Source organism: Sporosarcina sp. FSL K6-1522, assembly GCF_038622445.1.
GTDB lineage: Bacteria > Bacillota > Bacilli > Bacillales_A > Planococcaceae > Sporosarcina.
Genome location: NZ_CP152019.1, coordinates 1916084 through 1933444, shown reverse-complemented (window position 1 = coordinate 1933444; position 17361 = coordinate 1916084). Strand labels below are relative to the sequence as shown.

17 protein-coding genes are annotated in these 17361 nt (G+C 41.4%); 3 read left to right on the top strand and 14 right to left on the bottom strand.

Annotated features, from left to right (window positions below):
* Window positions 1–409: 409 nt before the first annotated feature.
* From MKY34_RS09450 to MKY34_RS09425, 6 genes are all read right to left on the bottom strand, one after another.
* Window positions 410–1075 (bottom strand): thermonuclease family protein, encoded by a 666-nt coding sequence (locus tag MKY34_RS09450; RefSeq protein WP_342514912.1) that lies wholly within the window; start codon window positions 1073–1075, stop codon window positions 410–412.
* Between the two features lie 276 nt (window positions 1076–1351).
* Complete coding sequence (locus MKY34_RS09445) at window positions 1352–2665, bottom strand: MFS transporter (RefSeq protein ID WP_342514911.1); 1314 nt, start codon at window positions 2663–2665, stop codon at window positions 1352–1354.
* A 28-nt stretch (window positions 2666–2693) separates the two neighbouring features.
* A complete protein-coding gene (locus MKY34_RS09440) occupies window positions 2694–3878 on the bottom strand; it encodes an acetyl-CoA C-acetyltransferase (RefSeq protein WP_342514910.1) in 1185 nt (394 codons plus the stop codon).
* 21 nt (window positions 3879–3899) lie between these two features.
* On the bottom strand, window positions 3900–4655 hold the full coding sequence (locus tag MKY34_RS09435; RefSeq protein WP_342514909.1) for a 3-hydroxybutyrate dehydrogenase: 756 nt from the start codon (window positions 4653–4655) through the stop codon (window positions 3900–3902).
* Window positions 4656–4681: 26 nt separating this feature from the next.
* Entirely contained in the window at window positions 4682–5335 is a 654-nt protein-coding gene (locus MKY34_RS09430) for a 3-oxoacid CoA-transferase subunit B (protein WP_342514908.1), read from the bottom strand.
* Window positions 5319–6005 carry a CoA transferase subunit A gene (locus tag MKY34_RS09425; protein ID WP_342514907.1) on the bottom strand — a complete coding sequence of 229 codons (687 nt, stop codon included), beginning with the start codon at window positions 6003–6005 and terminating at the stop codon, window positions 5319–5321. The genes MKY34_RS09430 and MKY34_RS09425 overlap by 17 nt, the downstream gene beginning before the upstream one ends.
* A gap of 200 nt (window positions 6006–6205) precedes the next feature.
* Between MKY34_RS09425 and MKY34_RS09420 the strand changes: the two genes are divergently transcribed.
* Window positions 6206–6832, top strand: coding sequence for a TetR/AcrR family transcriptional regulator (locus tag MKY34_RS09420; protein WP_342514906.1), 627 nt, complete (start codon window positions 6206–6208; stop codon window positions 6830–6832).
* 73 nt (window positions 6833–6905) lie between these two features.
* Here MKY34_RS09420 and MKY34_RS09415 read toward each other — a convergent pair whose 3' ends face one another.
* Both MKY34_RS09415 and MKY34_RS09410 read right to left on the bottom strand, forming a co-directional pair.
* On the bottom strand, window positions 6906–8927 hold the full coding sequence (locus MKY34_RS09415) for an acetoacetate--CoA ligase (protein WP_342514905.1): 2022 nt from the start codon (window positions 8925–8927) through the stop codon (window positions 6906–6908).
* A 162-nt stretch (window positions 8928–9089) separates the two neighbouring features.
* Entirely contained in the window at window positions 9090–9971 is an 882-nt protein-coding gene (locus MKY34_RS09410; RefSeq protein WP_342514904.1) for a LysR substrate-binding domain-containing protein, read from the bottom strand.
* 204 nt (window positions 9972–10175) lie between these two features.
* On the opposite strand from MKY34_RS09410, the gene MKY34_RS09405 reads away from it, so the two are divergent.
* Both MKY34_RS09405 and MKY34_RS09400 read left to right on the top strand, forming a co-directional pair.
* Window positions 10176–10802, top strand: a complete 627-nt coding sequence (locus tag MKY34_RS09405; RefSeq protein ID WP_342514903.1) for a chromate transporter — start codon at window positions 10176–10178, stop codon at window positions 10800–10802.
* 18 nt (window positions 10803–10820) lie between these two features.
* Window positions 10821–11363, top strand: a complete 543-nt coding sequence (locus MKY34_RS09400) for a chromate transporter (RefSeq protein ID WP_342514902.1) — start codon at window positions 10821–10823, stop codon at window positions 11361–11363.
* Here the strand turns inward: MKY34_RS09400 and MKY34_RS09395 are convergent.
* The 6 genes from MKY34_RS09395 to MKY34_RS09370 form a co-directional block, all read right to left on the bottom strand.
* Window positions 11358–11729 carry a CrcB family protein gene (locus MKY34_RS09395; RefSeq protein WP_342514901.1) on the bottom strand — a complete coding sequence of 124 codons (372 nt, stop codon included), beginning with the start codon at window positions 11727–11729 and terminating at the stop codon, window positions 11358–11360. The two genes, MKY34_RS09400 and MKY34_RS09395, sit on opposite strands and share 6 nt — an antisense overlap.
* Entirely contained in the window at window positions 11726–12103 is a 378-nt protein-coding gene (locus tag MKY34_RS09390; RefSeq protein ID WP_342514900.1) for a CrcB family protein, read from the bottom strand. Before MKY34_RS09390 ends, MKY34_RS09395 begins: the two co-directional genes overlap by 4 nt.
* Complete coding sequence (locus tag MKY34_RS09385; RefSeq protein ID WP_342514899.1) at window positions 12100–14256, bottom strand: ATP-dependent helicase; 2157 nt, start codon at window positions 14254–14256, stop codon at window positions 12100–12102. The genes MKY34_RS09390 and MKY34_RS09385 overlap by 4 nt, the downstream gene beginning before the upstream one ends.
* Window positions 14257–14433: 177 nt before the next feature.
* Window positions 14434–14979, bottom strand: coding sequence for a GNAT family protein (locus tag MKY34_RS09380; protein WP_342514898.1), 546 nt, complete (start codon window positions 14977–14979; stop codon window positions 14434–14436).
* Window positions 14980–15000: 21 nt separating this feature from the next.
* The gene (gene lepB / locus MKY34_RS09375) at window positions 15001–15528 is read right to left on the bottom strand and encodes a signal peptidase I (RefSeq protein WP_342514897.1); all 528 of its coding nucleotides are present in this window, start codon (window positions 15526–15528) and stop codon (window positions 15001–15003) included.
* A gap of 631 nt (window positions 15529–16159) precedes the next feature.
* The gene (locus MKY34_RS09370) at window positions 16160–17344 is read right to left on the bottom strand and encodes an MFS transporter (protein WP_342514896.1); all 1185 of its coding nucleotides are present in this window, start codon (window positions 17342–17344) and stop codon (window positions 16160–16162) included.
* Window positions 17345–17361 lie beyond the last annotated feature (17 nt).

Genomic DNA, 17361 nt, shown 5'->3' with positions numbered 1-17361 from the left:
TCCGCGTTACCACCCTAATTGATGAACCGATGCTAAATCGGCCATCCACTTCATGTCAAACTGAGAAAAACGGATGGCGTAATTTGTCCGGATTGCTGCCTGAATTCACACCTACCATTCAGTCTCTTGTTGCTGCTCACAATCGAACTACTGGACCATCTCTCATAATCTATGTGATTGTTTACTTTTTAAAAATATAGGAAAGCAGTCTAAATGCGCGACGTCCTGTCGCAACGACTGCATACCCGCATCCTGCCGGCACGTAAAAGTAATTATTTTGAATCTTATCATGTTCAACAGGCATGTCAAGCACTTTTCAAAAGCACAGAAAAATCAAGTTTTTCAGTCTACTAGTATGCATCAATTAAAACTGCCGCAATACAGGAATCTACGGCAGTTTCATATCTTATTATTCTTCTGGATACTTCTCGCTATCAAAGCCACGATCTGTTACGTAATCTTCCAACGTCCAAATCCCAATACCCGCTTCTTTCGCACGTTCTTGCGCCTTTTCATAAGCATCTAAATGGCGCGTATTTGGCGGATAAACATAGCCAACACGAGCCAGCCCTTCCTCCAATAACTTCTCCTGAATACTCACACCGTCAATGTAAATATACGCAAGCAATCTACCATACTTATCCGTTTCTCCACCAATATCAAACTCAATTTCTAGCTTTCCACTGTTCATCAGCTCAGTATTGCGCTCTTTTGCTTGCTGACCAAAAGGCTGTTTGCCAAGTTGCGGGTGATTCGTTTCAGGCGTATCGATGAGCAAATAACGAACATTTTGTTCCTTGCCATCATACTTGATTTTAATCGTATCCCCATCAATCGTCTTGACCAACTCTACAGGAATTAACTCTCCTCGACTCGGATCCTTCTCCTCTTCCTTGCTAACGTCCTCATCACTCGGCGTCTGATCATCCGTCTGAATGACTTCTTGCTCTCTCGGTTTCTCTGATTCTTCCGAAAAGAACTCTGGGAAATAGATTGCAGCTATCCCCACAACAACAAGGACTATCAAGGACTTTATCAAATTTCCCGGACTCTTTTGCTTACTTTTTTTCGCCATCTCTACCATTCCTTTTTTTAATGAAAATCAGATGCATACTTCCATCTTATCGATACTTCATTGTAGCAGAATTTGTGGATGGTAACAGGATTTAGCGTTTTGCATGCAACTAGAATAAAATATAGAAACCCAGACTTTCTGTATACAATAGCTAAGGTATTTAGCAACAATAGAATCGTCACATAGAAATCATCCTCCCTTATATAACTTCCCCCTCAAAAAAAGAAACACCGAAGTGTCTCTTTTTTCTAACAAGGAAAATACTATTAATTATATTTAACCCGCATTGACCTGAACTTTTTGGACTATCGTTTCATTTTTATTCGTTACCAATTTCAATGTCATTAGAGTGATAATCCCTACTACAAGTAGAGCTGATATCACAAACATCCCTGTAGTGAAGGCCACCATTCCAAGAATCATCGGGCCAACAAATCCACCTAATGCTGCGAATGAATTGACAAGTGCAATTCCAACTGGTGCTGTAGATTCACTGAAGAAGAATGTCATATAAGCAAAGAAGCATCCCGTAAAACCATATAATCCAGCCGACGTAATTGCCAGCATAAGCACCATCATAAAGACGCTTTCCGAAAAACCACAGCCTATAAAGCCTACAATCCCAATTGCAAAACAAACTAGTAAATGAGACTTATGGGCATTCGTTCTATCTGAATTCCAACCAACAAATAGAATTGCAGGAATTCCAACAAGTGCTGGTATCATTGCTAGCCAGCCGATTTCTAAGTTTGTTGTGGCTGTTGCTGATAGAGATTTAATAATCGTTGGCATCCAGAACGATAATCCATAGATAGCCGTATACCCCGTAAAATACAGTACTGCCAATTTCCATACTTTTGAATCCTTTAGCATTTCTTTCTTAGACACTTTATTCAATTGGGAACTTATTAAACGTTCGGAGTTCAATTCACCTTCCAACCAATCTTTTTCTTCCTGAGATAACCATTTAGCATTGGCAGGTTTATTCGTTAGGTAAAATACGACAATCACTCCTAATATAATTGCCGGTATTCCTTCAAGAATAAACATCCATCTCCAGCCCGCCATACCATACCAAGCAATATTATCGAGAATCCATGTAGATACCGGGGCACCAATTAACCCGCCAATTGGTAAAGCCAATAATAAAACGGCTGTCGCTACCCCTCTTTCTCTAGCTCTAAACCAATATGTTAAATACAAAATAATACCTGGGAAAAACCCAGCTTCAGCAACGCCTAATAAAAAGCGAACAATATACAAGTGCATCGTTGTTTCTACAAACCCCGTTAACACTACGACAATTCCCCATGTAATCATAATACGTGCAATCCACATGCGTGCGCCCACTTTGTGCATAATCATATTACTTGGGACTTCAAAAAAGAAATAGCCAATAAAGAAAATACCTGATAATAGACCGAAAACTTCAGCAGTCAATGCCAATTCTGCATTCATTTGTAAGGCTGCGTATCCTAAGTTCACTCTGTCTAAATAAGCAATCACATATAAAAGCAAAATAAATGGAAGTATGCGTGTCATCGTTTTCCTTACCGTTCTTTTTTCGATATCGCCAATCGTATGTTCCATTCGGTTCTCTCCCCTTTACGACCAAATTTTAGTTCGTAACGTTTTCTAAAATAATTGCAATACCTTGTCCCCCACCGATACAAAGCGAAGCCAATCCATATTTAACATTTCTTTTCTTCATTTCAACTGCTAGCGAATACGTAATTCTTGTGCCACTTGCACCAACTGGATGCCCCAGCGCTACAGCACCACCGTTGACATTTACCTTTTCCATATCGAGGTCTAGCTCTTTAATAACAGCCAATGATTGTGCTGCAAACGCTTCATTTAATTCAAACAGGCCAATATCATCTAGTGTTAACCCAGCCTTTTCAAGTGCTTTTTTGCTCGCTGGCACCGGTCCAATCCCCATGATTTTAGGATCCACACCTGCTACTCCCCACGAAACGATTTTTGCTAAAGGCTGCAAGCTATGTTCTTTCACATATTTTTCTGAGGCAAGTACAACAGCCGCTGCACCATCGTTAATGCCACTTGCATTGCCCGGTGTTACTGTACCATCCTTCTTAAATGCGGGTTTCAGTTTCCCTAAGCCTTGTACAGTTGCACCTTCGCGGATATGCTCATCTGTATCAAAAAGGACTTCCACGCCTCTTCTTCCTTTTAACTTCACGGGTACAATTTCCTCTGCAAATCGGCCGCTGTCTCGTGCTTGAATCGCTTTTTCCTGTGATTGAACCGCAAATGCATCTTGTTCTTCACGAGAAATCGTATATTGCACCGCCAGATTCTCAGCTGTCATCCCCATTCCACAACCGACATATTGATCTGTCAATGTATCCCATAGCATGTCATCTACTAAAGGCGCTTTGTTTGGTGAACCAAAACGTGTGCCTCTCAAGACATGAGGAGCAAGACTCATATTTTCAGTTCCGCCAGCCACAATCACATCAGCATCTCCTACAGAAATGGCCTGTGCGCCCGATACAATCGACTGCATACTAGAACCGCATAAGCGATTCAATGTCAAGGCGCTTGATGACTCCACCATTCCACTTTTCAATCCAATATGCCTTGCCAAATAAGCCGAGTTACCACTTGTTTGTATAATGTTTCCAAAGATAATTTCTTCGACGTCTGAAACAGGTATCCCGCTTCTCTTAATCGCTTCCTCGGTTACAACTACACCTAAATCAATATCACTCACGTCTTTTAACGCACCGCCAAAAGTTCCAAAAGCTGTTCTAGAACCGTCAATAATATACGTTGTCATCTACATTTCCCCCTACCCAAATTACATTCCGCCTGCAACTTTAATATGTTCCCCCGTAATTCCACTTGCAGCATCTGACGCTAAATAAATAATGCCTGAAGCAACCTCCTCTGGTTCGATAAAACGTTCCATTGCTTGCTTTGGATACATAATTGCTTCAAGTGCCTCTTTCTCTGTTTTTCCATCTTCTTTTAATCCATTGATCTGATTCATCAACAATTCTGTTTTCACTGGGCCAGGTAAAATAGAGTTTGCCGTAATTTTATGCGCTGCGCCTTCTAATGCAGTGACTCCAGTCACACCAATCACACCGTGTTTAGCCGCAACATAGGCAATTTTTTCAGGTGTTGCTAACTTCCCATGAACCGATGAAATATTAATAATCCTGCCGTATTGTGCATTCTTCATATGCGGGAAGACGTGTTTTGTCATCAGGAAAACACCTGTTAACATGACATTGATAAGCAAGTTCCATTTTTCTAATGGAAATGATTCCAACGGTGCACGATATTGAAGTCCAGCATTATTCACTAAGACATCTATTGTTCCTCTCTCACGAATAATCTCTGCAATTGCTGATTGAACCGCTTCCTCGTCCGTCACATCCAGATAAATCCCTTTAGCATTTTCTCCTAGCTCTTTTGCGGTCTTTTCTGCAGCCTCCTTATTCAAATCAGCAATATACACAAAGTCATTTTGTTTCGTAAACTCCTGGGCAATCACACTGCCAAGACCGCCGGCCGCCCCTGTTACTAGTACCGTTCTCTGTTTATTCATAAGAAGTTCCCCCTTCCCCTCCACTACTAAGCGCGTGATAAAACAGGTACAAGCTCTAATTCAAACCCTACTTTTCCACTCAGTTCTTCTATCGTTATATCTTCAATTATCTCTACGACTTTAGGGCCTTCTTCTGTAAACTGAAAAACAGCGTAATCAGAAACGAATAGATCTACTTTGCGAACCCCGCTAGTTTTATAGGTTAATTCTTTTACCAATTTAGACGTTCCATCTTTCGCAAATAAGGTAGATGCGATAATCACTTTCTTAGCACCAACCACCAGATCCATTGCGCCCCCAACACCTAAAATTGGTTGATTCGGAACAGCCCAGTTGGCTATTTCACCATGAATATCGACCTGTAGTACCCCCAACACCGCCACATCTACATGCCCCCCCCTAATCAATGCAAAAGAATCTGCACTATTAAAAAAAGAGGCTCCTTTCAAATAAGTAACTGGCTCTTTTCCCGCATTTAGCAAATCAATATCGACTTCTTCTTGCGTTGCAAGAGGCCCCATTCCTAACAAACCATTCTCCGTTTGTAAATACACTTCTTTATCAGTTAAATAGTTGGAGACCAATGTCGGAATCCCAATTCCTAAGTTAACAATTTGACCGTCTTGCAGTTCTTCTGCAATTCTTTTCGCAATCACATGTCTTTTATTTTGCCCCAACATACTCACTCCCTATCTTTGAATAAGCACTCTGAATAACATAATCAACATAAGCATGTGGTGTAACGATATATTCCGGATCCAGCTCTCCTACTTCCACAATTTCATCTACTTCAGCAATGACAATCTTTCCAGCAGTCGCCATCATCGGATTGAAATTACGCGCAGTCGTGTGGTAAACGAGATTCCCTATTGTATCTGCTTTGGCTGCTTTAACAATCGCAACGTCACCTTTAATTGCTTTTTCAAAGATATATCTTTCACCATCAATCTCTCGTTCTTCTTTACCTTCAGCCAATTCAGTTCCAACACCGGTTCTCGTATAAAAGCCACCAATACCAGCGCCCCCACATCGAATTGCTTCAGCTAAAGTACCCTGTGGCAACAAATCGATTTCTAACTCTCCTTTTGACCAAGCAACTACCGCTTCTTTATTTATGGAGAAAAATGAACCAATTGCCTTCTTAATTTTTCCCTGCATAAATAATTTATGAAGCCCTTGTCCCTCATCCCCCAAATTATTACTAACAATTGTCAAATCACAGACCTCTGTCTCTAATAGTTCATCAATAATTGTAAGAGGCGTTCCAGATAATCCAAAACCACCTGTTAAGATTTGATCACCATTTTTGAACAACTTTCTCATTTCACTAGATTCAATGACTTTCCCCATAACAATCCCCCCATTATTTACCCCTCTAAAAGAAAGCGCTTTCTTTTGAACTGAAATGTAAACTGCTATTCTGTAGTATAATTCGTCATATAGCTTAGTTTAGGCTAAATGAAATAAGGTGTTATAATAACCTAACTAGACTGTAGTCTGATTCTAATTGATTCACAACTATTCTGTCAATAGCGGAGGAGGTTTATTTTTTGCTAGAGCCTGTGAAAAAACAACGACGAGGAGAAGAAACCAAAAAAAAGATACTAAAAGTAGCCTTAAAACTTTTTAGTGACAAAGGTTTTAACAACGTAACTGTCGATGAAATCGTCAAAAAAAGTGGTACATCGAAAGGGTCATTTTATCAACATTTCCGCACGAAATCGGATATTTTTTTAGTTCGTTTCACCGAAGTGGATGATTACTACCTTGAAGTTTTCCAATCTTTCCCCAAGGACATGGACCCGCTAGAAAAATTATCTATTTTCAGTCGAAAAATGATGCGGTTTCTTGATGAAGAAATGGGAAAAGGCCTAATGAAGGTTATTTACAGTGCCGCATTGGAGTCAAATGAGCATACATACTTTTTGAATTCCAATCGCTCACTCTTTAAAATCACGCGTTCATTGGTCGAAGAAGCGATGAACAAAGGGGCAATCGATAGAGAGTACTCTGTAGATGAGGTCATCACAATCATTACACAAAGCTATATGGGAACAATCTATCATTGGGGACTACAAGACTCTGATCGAGGCCTAGAGTCTTTTTCCATTCCGATTACCCAAACAATACTTAGAGGGTTAGAAGCTAAAAACAAATACGAGGGGCCTATTCAATAACTAAACTCCTCTACACAAAAAAACCGAGTACTCCCATGACAGTATGGTATACTCGGTTTTTCCTATCCTACAATCATTTTTTGGCTACTACTTGATCTCGATAGTTCTGAAAGAAATCGAGCGATGATGGATTTGCCATCGCATCGCGGTTTGCTACGCTTTTCTCATCCACGCTCATCAGAAGTCTACGAACCGGAACCTCCATTTTCTTATTCGTTAATGTATAAGGTATTTCATCGACTTGGACGATATCGTCTGGAACATGCCGCGGTGAACATTCCACCCTAATTTTTTCTACAATCTTGTTCTTTAACGCATCATCCAATTGAATACCCTCTTTCAATACGATGAACAACGGCATAAAAAATTTCCCGTCAGGCAAGTCTAAGTTCACAACCAAGCTATCTTTTATGTCTTCCACGGTTTCCACACTCGAGTAAATTTCACTTGTACCCATTCTCACACCAAAACGATTCAGTGTAGAGTCTGAGCGTCCATAAATAATACAAGAACCTTTCGACGTAATCTTAATAAAGTCCCCATGCCGCCAAATTCCAGGATACATGTCGAAATAGCTATCCAAATAGCGTTTATTATCCACATCTCCCCAAAAGTAAATAGGCATAGAGGGCATCGGCTTCGTGACAACAAGCTCACCTACTTCATCCATAACAGCTTGTCCTGCATCATCAAACGCTTGTACTTCAACTCCAAGTGTCCGAACTTGCATTTCTCCAGCATGAACAGACTCTATTGGAATGGCACCAACAAAGCCCGATGCGATATCTGTTCCACCGCTTTGAGATGTGAGCCACAAATCTTTTTTTACATGTGTATACATCCATTCAAAAACTTCTGGCCCCGCAGGTGACCCGCTTAAAATGATCCCTTCCAATTTCGATAAATCATACGATTCCTTCGGTGAAATGCCTACCTTATTCATGATTTGTACAAATGAAGGACTAGAGCCGAACATTGTCGTCCCTGTTTTCTCCGCTATCTGCCACAGTCTTCCAGCATCTGGATAGACGGGATTCCCATCATAAAGAACAATGGATGATTTCGTTATTAAACCACTTACAAGTAAATTGAACATCACCCATCCAGTCGTTGTATAAAAGAATAAGCTCCCCTCTTCTTTAAGGTTTAAATGGAAATTGTGTACCTTGTACATTTCAAGTACAATCCCACCATGACTATGAACAATGCCTTTCGGAATACCAGTCGTGCCTGATGAATATAAAATCCATAAAGGATGTTCAAAAGAGACATCTTCGAAAACGAAATCCACCAGTTCGATTGCTGGTTGGTTCATGACATCCTTCCACATCACTGCTCCTTCTATAGGAGTACCTTCATTTTCATCGAATAGATACGGGACGTAGATAACCTGTTCCACTGTTGACAGTTTTTTCGAAAGCGCTTTCACTTCATTGCGCCTGTCGAACTTCTTACCGCCGTATGTGTAACCATCAACCGCAATCAATACTTTCGGTTGTATTTGCTCGAATCTGTCCACCACGCTCTTCGTACCAAAGTCAGGTGAGCAGCTAGACCAGACAGCCCCTATACTTACGGTTGCTAATAACGCAATAACAGCCTCATGAGTATTCGGCATATATGCACCAACCCGATCACCAGATTGTACCCCCATTCGCCTCAACTCAGTTGCCAGAATCAATACATCTCTCGTCAATTCCGCCCATGTGATTTCAAGCGAAGGACGGGTCTCAGACTCCGAATAAATCGCGACTTTATCGGGTGAACTGTTGCGCAAAATATGCTGTGTATAGTTCACCTTCGCCCCTATGAACCATTTGGCACCTGGCATAGACTTAATTTCAAGAACACTTGTATAAGGCGTAGAAGATTCAATTTCAAAGTAATCCCAAATCGTCTCCCAAAAATCTTCAAGCTCATCAACCGACCATTGCCAAAGTGCCTGGTAGTTTGCAAAACTAGGTTTATTATTATCAGCAAGCCATTTCATATACTTTGTAATATTCGCATTATCTTTGTAGCTTTGATTGGCTTCCCAAAGAAACGTTCCTTCTTTGATTACTTCAGTGCTATTCTCTTTCTCAAAAAGGTTCATCACCATTTCCCCCAGATCATTGTAAGATTTATAGAAACATCCTTAATGTACCACTTCAAACTACATGTGTGAAGTTAGTAGTCTGAATAGTTCGGTTTTTAGAGGTGATAAAAAAGCGAGCCCCCCCTCATGTTACTAAGATTTTCTTGCTTTTTCATGCGCTTATTCTGCAATAAACTCCACAAAACTCGAAATGCTCGTCCTCGTAAAGCGCTGTTGCTTTTTCACCAGCCATAAATCCCTTCTCATTACAATCCCCTGCAATTTTATTTCCTGTAAATATCCTTGCTCCAATTCTCTTGCGACTGTTAACCTCGGCAAAATACTAATGCCTAGCCCTGCCTCTACCGCGCTTTTTATCGCTTGTGTACTGCTGATTTCCATATAATTTTCGATGGTATCTAACACGCCAAATTCCCTCAGTGTGTCTTCTACAATCAGCCTTGTACCTGAAATCGATTCACGCCAAATCATTCGTTCGTTTGCCAATTCTTCAATCTGAATTTCCTTTCTATCCCTCCATGCGTGATCTGTTGGACAGACAAGCACCAATTCATCTTCAGCAAATTTCTTCACGATAAAATGTTTAGATTCTACCATGCCTTCCACTAACGCCAAATCGATTACATCGTTTTCTAAATCCTCCAAAATGCTCGGTGTATTTTTAATGGTTAACGTTACTTTTATTTCTGGCGTTTGTTTTTTAAACCTTCCTAGTAAACTCGGTAGAAAATATTCGCCAATCGTTGGAGATGCTCCTACCCGAAGGCTAGCATTTCCCTCACCTATTGCCTGTTGAATGACTTCTTTAGAACGGTTGAAGTCGTTAATAATGGCCTTGGCAAAGGGATAGAGCATTCTTCCCGTTTCGGTTACTGTCAACTTCCCTTCGGTTCTGTCAAACAACAATGCCCCGTAAAAATTTTCTATTTGACGGATTTGTCTTGTGACAGCTGGCTGCGATACGAAGCTTAGTCTCGCCGCCTGGCTAATACTCCCTTCATCTACGACTAAACAAAACATTTTTAAACTTGTTATATTCATCAGCACGACCTCCAACACTTTTAAAAAGTAAAAATATGATAGTACACTCTACATAGTAGGGAATGACAATCGTTTATACCTTATGCATTTGTTGCATTTTACCTTTTCCTCATCTACTGCTAGCTTAATAGATAGGAACAATGATTACTAGCCCACACAAAATCAACGGACTCAGTAATTAGGTAAACAAGGAGATGGAATATAATGAAAGAACAATGGAAAATAATTATCCAAGTATTTTGGACCTTTTTTAAAATCGGCCCCGTCACATTCGGGGGAGGTTTTGCCATGATTCCTTTAATCGAAAAAGAAGTAGTTGATAAAAGAAATTGGTTAAAGAAAGACGATGTCACCGACGTCTTCGCATTAGCCCAATCCGTGCCAGGCGCCATTGCCATCAATTCCGCAACATTTATCGGCCATCGAATAGCCGGTGTAAAAGGAGCCATTGCAGCGATGCTTGGGATATCCTTGCCGACTTTTCTAATCGTTCTATCATTAGGGATTGCCTATCTATTCTTTCAGGATAATCCCAAAATAGAGGCCGCCTTCGTAGCGATTCGGGCATCTATCGTCGCTTTAATTATTTATGCCGCTATCAAAGTTGGGAAAACAGCCATTATTGACAAATCGACATTTGGGATGTTCCTCGTAGGAACCTTTGTCCTGTTCTTTATTCATCCACTATTTGTGATTGTATTGGGTGGTTTGGTTGGGAGTATTTTGGTCGTTATTAAAAAGAAACTCGGCTACAAAATCGAGTTGGAGGAAAGCAAAGAGAAAGAGAAGAACGAAAATCGATTCGAGTATTTCATGGGTGCTGGAATCTAAAAAGGAGTGGGGAAGATCATGCTACTGTGGGAACTATTTAGGTCATTCTTTTTTATCGGTGCTGTATCGTTTGGCGGGGGCTACGCGATGATTCCCGTAATTGAAGCCGAAGTCTCCAAATACGAATGGATGACGATCCAACAATTCACAGATATCATCGCCATTGCAGGGATGGCCCCTGGCCCAATTGCAGCCAATAGCGCGATTCTCGTTGGCTATTCAACGGCGGGTATAACCGGAGCTATCGTGGCTGCTCTCGGAATCTTGCTCCCCTCGGTCATCATCGTGCTACTTGTAGCTACCTTTTTCAGCAAATTAAATCACTATCCTATCGTTACATCGATTTTCTATGGACTCAGGCCGATTGTCACGGGGTTAATTGTCTATGCGGCATTAAAGTTTGCGCTTTCCAATAACCTCATTACCCTGAATATTTCCTGGCATATAGGTAGCTTATTCGTGATTTTTGGCCTGTCGTTACTCGCCTTATTCAAACTCAACTGGCATCCCATTTATGTTATTATGCTTTCTGGATTGGTGGGTGTTGCTCTTTATTCATAATGAATGAACTACACCTACACCAACCCAATACCCAACCACGACAAGCCCGATCCCACCCACATACGTCAATAAAAAATACCCCACAGCACGCTTTTTCTCACCATCTTGCCACAACTCTAGCAACTCTTTCGTCAATGTCGAAAATGTCGTCAATGCACCCGCAAGACCCGATGCTAAAAGGAATGTTAGCGCGCGTGATAAGTCCAACCCAAACACAACACCAATGAGCAACGCACCCGCTAAATTGACAAGCAACGTGCCTCTTGGTATTTTGCGCTGTTGATTCAGCTTTGTCGACAACCCATACCGAATCACGGCTCCTACAAAGCCACCCATTCCGACCATCACTATATCCCAAAACGTCATCGTTGCACCTGCTTCCTGCCAAGATAAAACCCAAATGCCCCAGCAGCAAGTCCACCGATAACACTACTAAGCATATACAGTGCGGCTAGCATAAACTGCCCATTTTCCATCAACAAAACCGACTCCATGCTCAATGCAGAAAATGTTGTAAATGAACCGAGAAAGCCTGTCGTGACAGCATCCTGTAGTTGCTTATTCGCATATAGCTTACGACAAGCACCTGTAACGATGAAACATAATAAAAATGTCCCGACAATATTGACTAGCAATGTCGCAATCGGAAATCCTGATTCGCTATGAACCAATTGTCCAATGCCTACCCGTACTATTGCCCCCGCCATGCCAGCTACACCAATCCAGATGACCTTCCTCATATGACCAACTTTTCGAGAAGCCGAAGGGACAGCACCGTTTCCAGGTCGAGTCGCTTTTCCATATCCCCAAATTGGATATGCAATTCGTTACCTTCACGCCCAGTAATTTCACCTTGTCCAAACACGCGATGTTTGACAGTGGTTCCAACTGTAAGCTCCTCGCTATCTTGAATGCCTTCAGGGTTCAATGGAATCGATGCCTTTGTCACTTTCACGGATTTTGGCTCTTCTTTTGCTGGCCTTGGCCTCAACAATAATCCCCGCACTTCATTGACAAATCGGGAATCTTCCTTTGTCTTTCCTTCATCCTGACCGTAAGAAAGCAATTCAAGACGTTCTTTCGCCCGTGTCATGCCAACGTAAAAGAGCCGTCGTGCTTCTTCCAATGTTGCCTGTTCATGCTCGTCTTCTTCCGATGGGATAATACCTTTCAGTAAGTCAATCATGAAGACACGCCGGAATTCCAAACCTTTTGCACTGTGAAAGGTGGATAATGTCACTGCATTATCCGATGGATTGAACTTGGCATTTTGCACGGCTTTTTCAAGTTCTTTCAAGCGATTGGCAAACTCCACCATCGTTCGCAACTGCGCGGCAATGCCTTCCAGTGTATCCAGAATGCCAAGCAAATTGTCAATGCGATAGCCAAACTTTTCAGCCCTACTTTTCAATGCCGCCTCATAGCCAAGATCATGCCGAATGAGCTGGATAACTCGCTCCGGCCGCATTTCTGGAATAACCGCATAGCCTTTTTTATAATCTGCCAGCTTTTTCGCCTGACTATCTTTCAGATCAACCGTTTGAATAAAAGCATCAAAAACATTGCCCGTCGTTGCCGCATTTTCAAATTTAGTCAGCATGCTTCGGGAGATGAAGAGATTCATTTTCATGACGATTTTCGCAAATATATCTTTGCGCTCCGTATTGAAACTAAGTCGCATAAAATTCAATATGTCTTTAACAATCCAATGAGAGAAAAACTTGTCGTCCGCATCTTTCATGAAAAAGGGAATACCACGCCGATGCAGCTCGTTGACATACATCGTCGATGAGGAGTTATTGCGAAACAGAATCGCAACTTCATTCAGATCGGTCTCGCCTAGCAATTCGTACGTCACATATTCCAACTGCTGTTTCGGATTATCCAGTTGCCGAATCGTAATCGGCTCACATTTTCCGTTTGTTGTATGCATCTCTTTTGGATAGCGCTTGTCATTGCGTTTGATGAACTTCGATGCCATCTCAACAATGTCTTGTGACGAACGGTAATTACGCTCCATCATCAACACTTGTGCATCAGGGTACACCTTCCGAAAATCCAGCAAATAATCCGGTTCCGCCCCTCGCCATGTATAAATCGATTGATCATCATCTGCAACGACACAAAGGTTGCCATGATGCGCCACCAAATGCTCAACAATTTTATGCTGCACGAGAGACGTATCCTGACTTTCATCCGTCAACAAATAATCATAGAGATTGCGAAAATGGTTGCCCAACTCCTCGTCTTCTCTCAGCGCCTGTTCTGCAATCGTCAACATATCATCGAAATCGAGCAAGAGATGCCCTTGTCTACGTGATTTATATTGTTCATATTTACGCGCAATTCGCCCCGCCTTGTCAACCGGCCCTTTTAGTGTCTCCCATTGTTCAAGCGGAATCATGCGGTTTTTAATGGAACTAATGAATGTTGAAAGGGACGCCAACTCATCATCTGTGCCATCTTCTTTTAGCATATCCTTATAAAGACCTTTCAACAAAAAGGGCTTCGTCACCGAAGGGCGACCCTTTCCGCCGCCTTCGATCAATTCAAATGACGTGCCAATTTTCGTCAAATAACTTCGCGCAATGGTAAACGCCAAACTATGGATCGTTGAAAAATCCACCTGTTCACTGTCAGGGAAAAAGCGGGTAAATCGCTCCGTCATATCGCGCGCAGACGCCCGGCTAAAGGTAATCGCCTTGATCCGCCTTGGATTGACATGCTTTTCCTCGATTAAATAGCCAATGCGCATAATCATCGTCGTCGTTTTCCCAGAACCCGGACAAGCCAACAATAGCAATGGTCCTTCCGTTGCCAACACTGCCTGCTGTTGTACATCATTCAAATCTATATTCAATTGTTGTTTTTTCCGTTCAAAAAAGTCGCTCATTTAATTCGTAACCCCTTCTACTCGCACTCCCTTTAATTTATCATACGTGCCCTTTTTTGTAGAGCCGACAAGCCTATAAGTGATATGGTCATCATATTCGAACTGATTATCATCGCCATGACGATTAAAAAAACCTCCACACAAATAAATACTGTGCAAAGGCTCTACTTCATTTCCTTATTCACCTAACACCCAATCTGTATGCAAAAGTGAATGTATCAACGCATCGTGAGATTGTCCATTCTGAAAAAGATAGCTGCGCAACTTACCTTCTTCCACGAATCCATATTTCTTCAATAGCCCAATCGATGCACGATTCTCTGGAAACGTCACCGCTCCCATTCGATGAAGATTGAGCTCCTCAAATGCATAATCTAAAACGGCTTGAAGCGCCTCAGACGTAACCCCACTTCGCCAAAAATCAGGATGGATTTCAAACCCGACTTCCGCTCTCTTCATGCCTACCGCCAAATTATTTAAGCCAATCGTGCCAACAAATTTGTTTTCCCTCTCAATAATAATTGCCCAGCGAATGCCCCTTTTTAGTTCATATATGTTCTTAAAATGCTGAACAATCTGCTCCTCTTGCTCCATGCTATGAAATGGGTCCATTCCATAATATTTCACCACATTCGGATTCGATAAAATCTCAAAGATGGTCGGCGCATGGTTCGCATGCACCTCAGTCAATCGTAGTCGAGCCGTCGTTAACGTTGGAAACACCGTAGTGCCCTCTCCCCTTACTTATTTCGGTATCCCCATCTCCTTAAACGGATAAAACCTGAATTTCACTGTACCAACAACTGCTTTTTCATCGATAAATCCTAAATCTCTACTGTCTGTACTATTTCTACGATTATCACCAAGAACAAACAAATGTCCCTCTGGCACTTCAACTTCAAAATCTTGTGTGAGTTTTTGCCCCTCGAAAATTCGCTCTTTATTCTCCTCGACATACTGTTCTTCGTACTCTTTGCCATTTATGTATAGTTTGTCATTCTCCATGACAACAACATCCCCTGGTAGCCCAATGACACGCTTGATATAATCCTTCTCCACTCCCGGTGCATGAAAGACAATCATATCAAAACGATTAATCTTGTAAATTTTGGAGATGACGATTTTATTTTCATCTTCAAAGGTCGGCTCCATCGATTCGCCCGATACAATCACCGGTGTAAATAAAAACTGGCGCATGATAAGCGCGATGATAAAAGCGACAGCGATTGATTGAATCCATGAAATCAGCTCGCTCTTCCGGTTATTTTCCATTAGTAGGAACTCCCTCCATTCTGTTCTGTAGAAACGTTATACGAAAACACCTATACCTTATTGTATATTCTATTCTTTAAAGTAGACTCCTGCCCATAACAAAAAGTTTCTTTTGAAAAGAAAAGGGGCTGTGAGTCTCTTTTGGATTAGGAAGGTTTTATTTCACTAGTGATGCCTTTAAGCCTCAGAATTTCTTTGCAGTTTTGACAACGAGCTGTAACTTGCTCTATTGCTCCTGTTCTGTAATAGTACTTCCCGCCGAGGCACATTCGCATTGCAGACTCAGGCAAAATTGATTGATTGGGACGTATTGCTTCGCTTCTCCCACACGTCTTTTCAGTTCCGCTGTCTCGGACTTAATTCAGCCCAAAATCACTTTCTGCTTCTTAATGAAACGTAATGGCGAAAAATCTCTCGCACGCTTATCGTCAAATTCTAAAAAGAAACCATCGACATTGACACGGGAACATAATTCTTCTGCGATTGGTTCATAGCAGCCTTGTTAAAGCCAAGACGCCCAACTGATGATAGTCGCAATTTTACGCTAGCGTAACTGCGAAAGAAATGAACTCGTTTTTTAAGCGGGATAAATACGAAAGTTTGCTCTAGTCGCGGATGCTGTTTGCTTGAGTCACTCAAACAACAAAATAACAACAACCGTTGCCCCTAAAGAAAGCACGCCAGTAAAAATAAATACCTCATGTAATCCGAAACTTTCCGCAATCATACCTGCTAGTAAAGGACCGAGAAAAATACCAAGTGCATAAAAAGACTGAAAGAATCCCATTGCCGACATTTTCAAATCGTTCGGACTAACTCTGACGACTTCGCTAAGTAAAAGTGGAAAGATTACTCCTAATGTAAAACCGCTTCCTGCATGAAGAACACTAAGTAAAAAAAATGAGTTCGCTAACGGGACGAGTACAAGAAACAAGGCAGATAAACCAAAACTGGTGGACAGTACAAGCTTGTTATAACGGCTATCCATTTCGTAAAAAACAAGCCCTAATGATGCCAATGCGTGCGGAATAAAAAAGGCACACGTTAGCCAAATAAAAGATTTTTCCGGCACGCCAAGTGTGTCAGCTACAATAAAACTGAATCCAAAAATGGTAATGAATAAAATTGCATGGGCGATCAATGATAAGAATGTCAGCATTTTTATTTGTGGGATTATGATCGTTTTTTTAATATGTAATCCGATGCTTGATTTCGTCACCTCAACCTTTCCATTGTGGACTGCTTTAATATTCCAAGCAAAATAAATTCCAAGTATTGATGCAGCCGCTCCAACCCAAAACGGAAAATACCAGCCAAATAAATGGACAAGATAACCGCTGATTGCCATGCTTATAAATTGAGTCGCAACCGTCACAAACTGTAAAATACCCATCGCTTTAGCAGATTTATCAGCACTAAAATAATATGAATACAGTACCGTCGCCATCACCCACATAGATGCCGTGACTCCGGCAAGCAGACGAGCAATTAAAATCATGACTGCTGAATCAAAAAAGACTAACAATAAACTACTCACAAGTGCCATGACAAAGCTGCCGACCAATAACTGCTTGCGGATATTTTGCAATCGGTCAGATAAAATACCTAGCGGAAATCTTAGTAAAACCTGTGTAATGCCATAACTCCCTAAAATGATTCCTATCGTAGAATAAGAAAAATCAATGGACTGCATGTACACGCCGAAGACAGGCGCATAAATATAGATGGCAAACCAAAAACAAAAAATCACCGCGATAAAATTAAAATGGTCTTTCTTGCTAATCTCATTGACCTGACTTTTTTCTAATGCTCCCATTGCAATACACCTCCATA

Excerpts from the sequence above, each read along its gene's own strand:
- MKY34_RS09445 (WP_342514911.1), bottom strand. The coding sequence starts at position 2,665 with ATGGAACATACGATTGGCGATATCGAAAAAAGAACGGTAAGGAAAACG.
- lepB (WP_342514897.1), bottom strand. The coding sequence starts at position 15,528 with ATGGAAAATAACCGGAAGAGCGAGCTGATTTCATGGATTCAATCAATC.
- MKY34_RS09435 (WP_342514909.1), bottom strand. The coding sequence starts at position 4,655 with ATGAATAAACAGAGAACGGTACTAGTAACAGGGGCGGCCGGCGGTCTT.
- MKY34_RS09395 (WP_342514901.1), bottom strand. The coding sequence starts at position 11,729 with ATGACGTTTTGGGATATAGTGATGGTCGGAATGGGTGGCTTTGTAGGA.
- MKY34_RS09430 (WP_342514908.1), bottom strand. The coding sequence starts at position 5,335 with ATGTTGGGGCAAAATAAAAGACATGTGATTGCGAAAAGAATTGCAGAA.
- MKY34_RS09385 (WP_342514899.1), bottom strand. The coding sequence starts at position 14,256 with ATGAGCGACTTTTTTGAACGGAAAAAACAACAATTGAATATAGATTTG.
- MKY34_RS09400 (WP_342514902.1), top strand. The coding sequence starts at position 10,821 with ATGCTACTGTGGGAACTATTTAGGTCATTCTTTTTTATCGGTGCTGTA.
- MKY34_RS09450 (WP_342514912.1), bottom strand. The coding sequence starts at position 1,075 with ATGGCGAAAAAAAGTAAGCAAAAGAGTCCGGGAAATTTGATAAAGTCC.
- MKY34_RS09370 (WP_342514896.1), bottom strand. The coding sequence starts at position 17,344 with ATGGGAGCATTAGAAAAAAGTCAGGTCAATGAGATTAGCAAGAAAGAC.
- MKY34_RS09425 (WP_342514907.1), bottom strand. The coding sequence starts at position 6,005 with ATGGGGAAAGTCATTGAATCTAGTGAAATGAGAAAGTTGTTCAAAAAT.
- MKY34_RS09405 (WP_342514903.1), top strand. The coding sequence starts at position 10,176 with ATGAAAGAACAATGGAAAATAATTATCCAAGTATTTTGGACCTTTTTT.
- MKY34_RS09415 (WP_342514905.1), bottom strand. The coding sequence starts at position 8,927 with ATGAACCTTTTTGAGAAAGAGAATAGCACTGAAGTAATCAAAGAAGGA.
- MKY34_RS09410 (WP_342514904.1), bottom strand. The coding sequence starts at position 9,971 with ATGAATATAACAAGTTTAAAAATGTTTTGTTTAGTCGTAGATGAAGGG.
- MKY34_RS09440 (WP_342514910.1), bottom strand. The coding sequence starts at position 3,878 with ATGACAACGTATATTATTGACGGTTCTAGAACAGCTTTTGGAACTTTT.
- MKY34_RS09390 (WP_342514900.1), bottom strand. The coding sequence starts at position 12,103 with ATGAGGAAGGTCATCTGGATTGGTGTAGCTGGCATGGCGGGGGCAATA.